Raw genomic sequence first — 5,184 nt, 5'->3', positions numbered from 1 at the left:
GTGGTGGGCGGCGGGCCGGCGTAGCCGCCCGCCCGGGGCCCGTCCGATCGGACCGACCCGCCGTGCACGTCCGCCCCGGCCGGTGTCGTTGGCGGTTGGTCGGCCGGCCGGTCCGGGCCGGCCTCGGGCCGCCGCCAGTAGTCGTCGGGGGAACTGCCGGAATTGGGGGTCGTCACGCCGTTCGACGCTACCAACGCGCTGGCCCGGTGACCGCCCGACGCGGCCGGCCGGACCCCGGCTCGCGAGGCTCGGCCGCGCTCACGGTGCCCGCGAGCGCTCGCCCGGCTGATCGCGGTAGCGACAGTGGGGTACGGGCCACGGCGTGGACAGTGCACTAGTCTTGCCGCTCGTGAACACCGAGGACCCCGGAGCGCAGGGCGCCCGCGGCGACGACGACCGCACGGTCGACCTCAGCGACGACTTCGTGGGGCTGCCCGAGCAGACCGCCGACGACACCGACCGGGGCTGGGGCGAGCGGTCCGGCGGCAACGACGACTGGCTGCTCGCCGAGCGCCCGCCGCACTGGGACTGAGGCAAGGCCCGCCGAGCGCCCGCCGCACTGGGACTGAGGCAAGGCCCGCCGAGCGCCCGCCGCACTGGGACGGAGGCGCTGCCCGCCGGTCCCGCCCAAGACCGACACCCCTCGGGTCGGTCGCCCGCCTGCGACTGGCACCCGTGTCCCGCCGGTCGTGGCTGCGACTGGCATCTGCCTCCGGCGGTTCCGCCCGGGCTCATCGGCGTACCAGCACGGCGAACCGGGTGCCTTCCGGCTGGCTGACGGCGCGTCGTGCCTGGCGGGGGTCGAGCGCGAGGTAGAGCGCCGAAGATCCGTCGACCGCCTCCGCACCCATCACGTCGAGCACCAGCGCCGCGGCCGCGAGCAGCCTGGCCTCGCCCGCGTCGGGCGGCACGGCGAGCAGGTCGACCCGGGCACCTGGGCGGAGCACCGAGAGCGCGGCCGGCTCGGCCAGCCGCACCGGTACGCCCACCGTGCCGTCCGGCAGTGCGACCGGGAGACGGTCGGGAGGAGTGCCGTCGTCGCGTTCGCCGCCGCCGGTGGTCGGCTGGTCGGTGGGCGTGCCGGCCCGCCCCGTCGGGACCAGCGGTGCTCCCGCCCGCGGTGCACCCGGCCATGCCCTGTCGGCCGGCGGCGCGGTGACCTGTGGTGCGCCGGCCCGGGCTGCGCCGGCCTGGGCTGCACCTTTCTGCGACGCGCCGGCCGGCGGGGCGGGTGGACACTCGGACGGGGCGTGCAGGACGGCCGCGGCGAGGGCGAGGAGCGTGGCGACCAGACCGGCGCGCAGCAGGGCGGCCCGCCCGGGCAGCCGGGGCCGGCGGACCGGACGCAGGGTGCTCGCCGAGACTGCCCTGCCCATCGCCACCGTCCACCTCTTCGCCCGGCCACGGAACGCCCCACGGCCCCGTGGGCAGCAGGTTAGAGCGGAGCGGGACGAGCCGGTAGGCCGCCGCCCACGGCCTGTGGACAACGCCCCGCCCTGTGGACAATCCCCGCCGCCCGAGTGGATCTGCTAGAGCCTCGTGGTCCCGGTGCCCGCCATGCGCGCCGTGCCGGGCGCCGCGGACCCGCCGCGCCCGTGCGCGCCGTGATCACCTGCCCGCCGCGTCGGCTGGGAGCCGCTCCAGATACGGCAGATGGGGGTGTCCCTGGTCCGGGACACCCCCACCTGCCGCACACTGAGTTGATCTTGCGGACTAATTGGCCGGCGCCAGCCCCGCCGGGTGGCAGTCCATCCGGCGGCAACCCGGCGCGAAGCCGGGTCAGGCGGGCGTCCGCAAGGCCGGGTCAGGCGGGCCGGTGCGAGGCCGGGCCCGGTGGGCCGGTGCGAGGCTGGGCCCGGTGGGCCGCTGTGCGCGGGTCAGGAGGCGCTGGTCGTGCTCGCGGCCGGGGTCTTGGCCCCGCCGGTCGAGCCATTCGACGACGAAGAGGACGACGACGAGGACGACGAAGAGGAACCGGCCGTGCTGGCCGAGCCGGAGTCGCCGCCCGAGGAGGACGAGTCGGACTTCGCGGGCTTGCCGGTGCCGTTCTTCGTGGCGTCCGAGCCGGAGCGCGAGTCGGTGCGGTAGAAGCCGGAGCCCTTGAACACGATGCCGACCGAGTTGAAGACCTTCCGCAGCCGCCCCTCGCACGCCGGGCACTCGGTCAGCGGCTCGTCGCTGAAGGACTGCACTGCCTCGAGTTGGTGACCGCACGCGGTGCAGGCGTACTGGTACGTGGGCACGTTCTCCTCCGGATCTGGCACGGCCGGTTGGCACTCGACGTCTTCGAGTGCCAATGGTGCGTCATCGCCCCCGGGTTCGTCCAGCGGAAGTGTGGGGCGCGACACCCCGCCCGCCGGTCGGGCCGGGGCCGAGGGCGGCGTCCAGCGTACGCAGGCCGTCAGCGGGGGTGACCACGGCGCGGACCGGGCGGTCGTGCGGCTCGGCGGGGAGCGCGTCGACCAGCTCGCCGTCGTGCAGCGGCACCACGGTCAGCGCGGTCGCCGGCACCCTGGCCAGCGCCCGGTCGTACGAGCCGCCGCCCCGGCCGAGGCGACGCCCCCGGCGGTCCACCGCCAGCGCGGGCACCACCACCAGCTCCGCCCGGGCGATCGCGGCCACCCCGCGACGCGGCCCGTCCGGTTCGCGCATCCCCCGGCCGGCGGCCACCAGCGCGTCCGGCCCGGCCCAGGCCGCCCAGTCCAGGTCGAGGTCGTCGCGGAGCACCGGCAGCAGCAACTCGCCGCCCGGCGGTAGCGCGCCGTGCAGCACCTGCGGCAGCTCGGGCCCGCCGGGTTCGGAGCCCACCGGCACGTACGCCGTCATCAGGCGCGGGCGCAGCCGGCGTACCAGCGCCACCAGCTCCACCTGGACGGACGCCGCGGCGGCCGCCCGCTGCGGAGCGGACAGCGCTCGACGGCGGGCGAGCAACGCGGTGCGGGCCTCCCGCTTGGCCGCATGCGTCACTTCGGTCACTTCCGCTCCATCAGAAAAATCCGGCACGCAACACTCCTGACGCAACGCCCGCCATCCGGTGGCTCTGTGTCAGCATCGCAGCATCGGAGGCGGAACTTCCGGGGGGACCGAGTGACGCTACGCGGGCGGCTGACCGCAGCCTTCCTGGTGGTGGTACTCGGCCCGGTCCTGCTCGGGGCGTTCTTCGTCGGGTCGACGGTGGCCACCGTCGACCGCAGCCGGTCCACCGAACGGCTGGCCGTGGCCGCCGCGACCGTGCGCACCTCGGTCGACGCCCTCTGCCAGCAGCTGCGGGCCGCCGCGGACGCGGTCGCCCTCACCGGCGACCCGGCAGCCGCGGCGGCCCAGGTGGTCAGCCGCGGCCTGGCCACCGCGGTGCTGGTCACCGACGTGACGGGCCAGGTCACCTATGCGACGCCCGGCGCGCCGCCGGCACCCTGGCGGGACTGCTCCGCCGCGCCGGCCGCCGGCCCGGTCCGGGCGCTCTCCGCCCAGGTCGACCTGCGCGACCCGGCCGGCGCGCCGCGCGGTACGGTCGCCGCCGCCCAGCCGGTCGACCCGGCCTTCGTGGCGCGGCTGGCCGCGGTGACCGGAGTGGCGGTCACCCTGCTCGACAGCGCCGGCACGCCGGCCCGGCTCCACCACACCACCGAGTCGACCGGGGTACGCGACGCGGTGCTGGCCGCCGCGGGCACCCTGGACGGTGAGCGGGTCACCGAAACCACCGACGGCCGGTACGTCCGCCGGGTCGGCCCGTCGTCCGGGCAGCCGCTGCCGCTGGTGCTCTCCGTTCCCAGCGACCAGCCGCCCAGCCTCTACCCCGCGCTGGTCGTCGCCGTACTGCTGGCCGCCCTGCTGGCCGTGGCGGTGGCCTGGCGGCTGGCCCGGGCGACCACCCGCCCGCTGGTCGAGCTGGCCGGCGCGGTGGACCAGGTGGCCCGCGGCGACCTCAGCGCCCGGGTTCCGGTGCGCACCCGCGACGAGATCGGCCGGCTGGCCGGTGCGTTCAACCGGATGACCCGGGAGACCGGCACCTACGTGGCGGCGCTGACCAGCAGCCGGGACCAGCTGCGCGGGCACCTGGCGGTGCTGGGCGACACCCTGGCCAGTACCCACGACCTGCAACGCATCCTGCGGGTGATCCTGCACAGCGCGATCGCGGCCACCGGCGCCCGGGCCGGCGCGGTGCTGCTGATGGACTCCGGCGTGCTCGTGGCCCAGTGCACCGAGGGCCTGGACGGGCGCTGGCCGGCGGGCGAGCGGTCCGAGCCGGAGCCGCTGCGGGTGCCGCTGGGCAGCGGGGTGGTCGGGGTGGTAGCGGCGACCGGCGAACCGCAGCGCGGCCGGGTGGACCCCTCCGCCGCCCCGACCGGAGAGCCGCGCTGCCGGACGTACATCGCGGTGCCGTTCGCCGCGCCCGACCGGCCCGCCCGCGGCGACGCGCCGGGCGCCCGGCCAGTCGGCGGCGCCGAGCCGGCGTCCGGGGCGCTCGGCGTGCTGGCCCTCTACGACCGGCTCGGCACGGACGAGTTCGACGACGACGACCTGGACACCCTGCGCACCTTCGCCGGCCACGCGGCGGTGGCGGTGGACAACGTCCGGGTGCACGAGGAGACGCAGCGGCTCTCGCTGACCGACCCGCTCACCGGGCTGTGGAACTACCGCTACCTGCGCGAGTCGATCCGCCGGGAGGTGGAGCGGGCGAACCGGTTCGGCCGGATGCTCAGCGTGCTCGCCCTCGACCTGGACCGCTTCAAGGAGGTCAACGACACGCACGGGCACGCCGCCGGCGACGCTGTGCTGGCCGAGTTCGCCCGCCGGGTCCGGGGCGAGATCCGCGAGGTCGACCTGGCCTTCCGACAGGGCGGCGAGGAGTTCGTGGTGCTGCTGCCGGAGACCGACGCCCGGGGCGCGACGATCGTCGCGGAGCGGCTCGGCGCGGCGGTGCGGGGCACCCCGATCACCGTCGATGGGCACGGCGACGCGCCGGTGCCCGTCCCGGTCACCGTCTCCATCGGCATCGCCGTCTACCCCGACCACGCCGGCACCGGCCAGCAGGTGCTGGACGCCGCGGACGACGCGCTCTACGCCGCCAAGGCCGCCGGCCGGGACACCTGGCGGGTCGCCACCGCACCGCCCCCGGTGCCGGCGCGGGAGATACCCGTCCCGGCCGGCGCGGTCAGCCCCGAGGACGGGATGCCCCGCGCC

5 protein-coding genes are annotated in these 5,184 nt (G+C 76.9%); 2 read left to right on the top strand and 3 right to left on the bottom strand.

Features of this window, described 5'->3' with window-relative positions; all coding sequences use genetic code 11:
- Positions 1 to 349 precede the first annotated feature (349 nt).
- Positions 350 to 532 carry a hypothetical protein gene (locus C1I99_RS29055; protein WP_111137380.1) on the top strand — a complete coding sequence of 61 codons (183 nt, stop codon included), beginning with the start codon at positions 350 to 352 and terminating at the stop codon, positions 530 to 532.
- A 199-nt stretch (positions 533 to 731) separates the two neighbouring features.
- Here the strand turns inward: C1I99_RS29055 and C1I99_RS29050 are convergent, their stop codons facing one another.
- The 3 genes from C1I99_RS29050 to C1I99_RS29040 all read right to left on the bottom strand — a co-directional run bounded on the left by C1I99_RS29050 (position 732) and on the right by C1I99_RS29040 (position 3,003).
- Complete coding sequence (locus C1I99_RS29050) at positions 732 to 1,376, bottom strand: flagellar biosynthesis protein FlgA (protein WP_111137379.1); 645 nt, start codon at positions 1,374 to 1,376, stop codon at positions 732 to 734.
- A 501-nt stretch (positions 1,377 to 1,877) separates the two neighbouring features.
- Complete coding sequence (locus C1I99_RS29045) at positions 1,878 to 2,264, bottom strand: FmdB family zinc ribbon protein (RefSeq protein ID WP_233512774.1); 387 nt, start codon at positions 2,262 to 2,264, stop codon at positions 1,878 to 1,880.
- Between the two features lie 40 nt (positions 2,265 to 2,304).
- The gene (locus tag C1I99_RS29040) at positions 2,305 to 3,003 is read right to left on the bottom strand and encodes a 5-formyltetrahydrofolate cyclo-ligase (RefSeq protein WP_111137378.1); all 699 of its coding nucleotides are present in this window, start codon (positions 3,001 to 3,003) and stop codon (positions 2,305 to 2,307) included.
- An 84-nt stretch (positions 3,004 to 3,087) separates the two neighbouring features.
- On the opposite strand from C1I99_RS29040, the gene C1I99_RS29035 reads away from it, so the two are divergent.
- Positions 3,088 to 5,184, top strand: a 2,097-nt coding sequence (locus C1I99_RS29035) for a diguanylate cyclase (protein WP_199562433.1), incomplete at its 3' end; no start/stop codon positions are given.

The sequence above is a fragment of the Micromonospora deserti genome, from assembly GCF_003236335.1.
GTDB lineage: Bacteria > Actinomycetota > Actinomycetes > Mycobacteriales > Micromonosporaceae > Micromonospora > Micromonospora deserti.
The sequence above is the reverse complement of the archived record's forward strand: the minus strand, read 5'-3'. Positions and strand labels throughout refer to the sequence as shown.

Bases quoted from the DNA above. Each gene is read 5' to 3' on its own strand.
- C1I99_RS29050 (WP_111137379.1), bottom strand. From the start codon at position 1,376: ATGGGCAGGGCAGTCTCGGCGAGCACCCTGCGTCCGGTCCGCCGGCCC.